The sequence below is a fragment of the Stenotrophomonas sp. P5_B8 genome (assembly GCF_054049855.1).
On record NZ_JBFULO010000407.1, the window covers coordinates 1 to 3,366 of the forward strand.

4 protein-coding genes and 1 pseudogene are annotated in these 3,366 nt (G+C 70.0%); all 5 read left to right on the top strand.

Features of this window, described 5'->3' with window-relative positions:
- Positions 1-308, top strand: a pseudogene (locus ACXJKH_RS17170) (flagellar motor protein MotD); the annotation flags it as partial.
- A gap of 5 nt (positions 309-313) precedes the next feature.
- Positions 314-1,096 carry a ParA family protein gene (locus ACXJKH_RS17175; protein ID WP_457321134.1) on the top strand — a complete coding sequence of 261 codons (783 nt, stop codon included), beginning with the start codon at positions 314-316 and terminating at the stop codon, positions 1,094-1,096.
- 413 nt (positions 1,097-1,509) lie between these two features.
- Positions 1,510-2,475, top strand: coding sequence for a chemotaxis protein CheW (locus tag ACXJKH_RS17180; protein ID WP_457321140.1), 966 nt, complete (start codon positions 1,510-1,512; stop codon positions 2,473-2,475).
- A gap of 300 nt (positions 2,476-2,775) precedes the next feature.
- The gene (locus ACXJKH_RS17185) at positions 2,776-3,084 is read left to right on the top strand and encodes an STAS domain-containing protein (RefSeq protein ID WP_457321136.1); all 309 of its coding nucleotides are present in this window, start codon (positions 2,776-2,778) and stop codon (positions 3,082-3,084) included.
- Positions 3,081-3,366 (top strand): response regulator (locus ACXJKH_RS17190; RefSeq protein ID WP_457321138.1); only part of this gene is annotated, 286 nt, incomplete at its 3' end. The genes ACXJKH_RS17185 and ACXJKH_RS17190, both read left to right, overlap by 4 nt.

Sequence of the window (3,366 nt, forward strand, 5' to 3'; positions counted from 1 at the left end):
TGGTGCACCTGTTCGCCGACCAGGGCCTGCAGCCGGCGCGGCTGGCGATGGTCGGCTATGGCCAGTTCCGTCCGCGCGAAGACAACGCCAGCGCCGAAGGCCGCAACCGCAACCGGCGCGTCATGGTCATCATCCTGGCCGATACCGCCCAGGGCGTGGACCCGATCGGCCCGCAGCTGACCGCCGGGTCCGCACCGGCGCCGAAGGCCGCATCCCCCTCCCTTACCCCCCTCGCCCCGGTGCAGTTGCCACCGGTGCCGGCCGGCAGCCGCGTTGGCGCCGCCGTTCCCCCTGCAATGAAGGAGTGAACCGAATGCGCATCTGGGCAATCGCCAATCAGAAGGGCGGCGTGGGCAAGACCACCACCTCCCTGGCCCTCGGCCGTGGCCTGGCCACGCTGGGCCACCGGGTGTTGCTGATCGACCTCGATCCGCATTCCTCGCTCACCCGCGCCTTTGGCGTGCCGCTGGATCCGCCGCCGCAGGGCGTGCTGGAACTGTTCGGCGCACCGCCGGCCGAGCTGTCCACGCTCAGCCACCGAAGCGACATCCCCGRCCTGGACTACGTCTGCGCACAGGCCGCGCTGGCCACTCTGGAACGCCGCAGCGCCAACCAGCCCGGGCTGGGCCTGGCGCTGCAGAACGCGCTGGGCCGCCACCAGGGCCAGCACGACTACATCCTGCTGGACTGCGCGCCCACCCTGGGCCTGCTGATGATCAACGCCTTGGCCGCGGCCGACCGCCTGATCATCCCCACCCAGGCCGAGCCACTGGCCCTGCACGGGCTGGATGGCATGGTCCGCACCGGTGAAATGGTGGAACGGTCGCGTCGCCGCACGCTGCCGATGTCGATCCTGCCGACGCTGTTCGACCGCCGCACCCGCGCCGGCAATGAAACGGTCAAGCAGATGCAGGACAAGCACGGCCACCGCGTCTGGGAAGACGCGATCCCGGTCGACACCCGCATCTGCAACGCCGCCAGCCTGACCGTGCCGCCGCAGTCCGAGGACTACCCCGGTCGCGGCCTGGCCGCCTACCGCCGCGCACTTGAATGGATCCTGGCCGACGACGCGCTGCAGATGGAGCGCGCGGCATGAACACCGCCGGCGTGCTCGACGACTACCTGGAGCAGTTGCTCGGCGATGCCGTGCCGACCGCGCCGGCACCGGCTGACGTGCCCGCCGCCCCGGCGGCCGCGGTGGTCGCGCAGGACGGCGCTGAAGCGGCAGGCGTCGCGCTGGCGATCAGCGCCGAGTTCGTCCATTCGACCGCGCCCGCGGCCGACGCCACACGCGACGCGGCTGTCGACACCACCCTAGGCGCACCGGCCGAGAGCGTCGCGATCGCTCACGAAACACCCACCTCGCCCGGCAGCCCCGCCAACCTCGCGCTGCTCGACGAACTGATGAACGACCCCGCGCTCGGACCACCCGTCGATAACCGCGCGACCGCTCACGAAACCCCCACCTCGCCCGGCAGCCCGGCCAACCTCGCACTGCTCGACGAACTGATGAACGACCCCGCACTCGGCCCSCCGGTCGATACCCGCGCGAYCGCTCACSAAACMCCGACCTCGCCCGGCAGCCCGGCCAACCTCGCGCTGCTCGAYGAACTGATGAACGACCCYGCGCTCGGCCCSCCGGTCGATACCCGCGCGAYCGCTCACCAAACACCGACCTCGCCCGGCAGCCCGGCCAACCTCGCGCTGCTCGACGAACTSATGAACGACCCTGCGCTCGGCCCGCCCGGTAGAGCCGAGCCACGCTCGGCTGCTCTAGCCGCTGCCGACGCCGCCCGCCCCAGCTGGGACGACCTGCCGGACGAGGTGCTGCACGACAGCGCGCCCGCCCCCACGCGCGCACCGRTCGCCGCTCCCGCCGCTCCCGCTCCGCTGCCTGCCGCCCGCCCCATGCCGACGACGATGCCGATGTCCGCCCCGAGCGCCCGTGCCGCAGCGCCCGCCCCGGCGCACACCCGCCCCGGCAGCTGGCAGGAACTGCAGGCGCAGGCCCGCAACCCGGCCTCCAGTCCGCGCGAGAACCGCCGCGCCGCCGAACGCACCTCGCGCTGGCTGCGGCTGCGCTGTGGCGCCCAGGCCTATGCGCTGGAACTGCTCAAGGTGCAGGAAGTGGTCCTGCCGGTCCCGCTGCTGCCGCTGCGCGGTACCGCTGCGGCCATGCTCGGCATCATGAACCTGCGCGGCCAGGTGGTGCCGGTGATGGACCTGGGCATCCACCTCGGCGCTGGCCCGGCCCAGGACGACGCCAGTACCCGCATCGTCGTGCTCGAAGAGGATGGCGAAACCATGGGCCTGCGTGTCTCGGCCGTGGAGGATGTCGCCAACCTCACCGATTCGCAGATCGAACCGCCGGACACCGCGCGCATCTGCCAGATCTCCAACGACCTGTTCCGCGGCGTGGCGCGCGTCACCGCACAGCCGATGATCCTGCTGGATGCAACGCAGCTGTTGAATTGACCACGTCCTGTAGGGCAGCCACCCATGGGGTGGCGCTACCTCGGCACTCTTCATCCTGTGGGGCGGCTCTACGCCGGCACCTGTTCGCCGGTAGAGCCACGCCATGCGTGGCTGCTCTCCGATCCGGCGCCAGGCCGCCCGGAGGCGCCCGAACAGGTGCGCCGCGCTGGCGCGCCAACCACCCATGGGGTGGCTCTACCCGGCCATTGCCTCCCCCCTTGAAGATCCCTTGGCCCCTCCCCCTAAAGCTTCTCCGCTTTGGGCCGTTATAAACCTCGGAACCGTTTGTCCGGAGCAACGATGAGCATTGTGGCCCTGGGTGGTGATCTCGGTATCGAGACCAGCACCGAGCTGAAAACCCGCCTGGCCCCTTTGGTGGACCAGGCCGGCGAACTGACGCTGGATGCCARCGAAGTGAGCCGGATCCATACCGCAGCAATGCAGGTCCTGTGCGCATTCGTCGACGCCCGCCGCAAGGCAGGCCACCCGACCGGATTCGACGGTTGCACTGCAACCTTCCGTGACGCCGCGCGACTGCTCGGCGTCACCCAGGCCCTTGGCCTGGACGCAACCCATGACAACCTGAAATCTGTGGAGAACGCTGCATGAGCGCACGTATCTTGGTGGTGGACGATTCGGCGTCGATGCGCCAGATGGTCTCTTTCGCCCTCACCTCGGCCGGTTTTTCCGTCGAAGAAGCCGAGGACGGTGCCGTCGCGCTGGGCCGTGCGAAGGGCCAGCGCTTCAACGCGGTGGTGACCGACGTCAACATGCCCAACATGGACGGCATCTCGCTGATCCGCGAGCTGCGCCAGCTGCCGGACTACAAGTTCATCCCGATGCTGATGCTGACCACCGAATCGGCCGCCGACAAGAAGTCCGAAGGCAAGG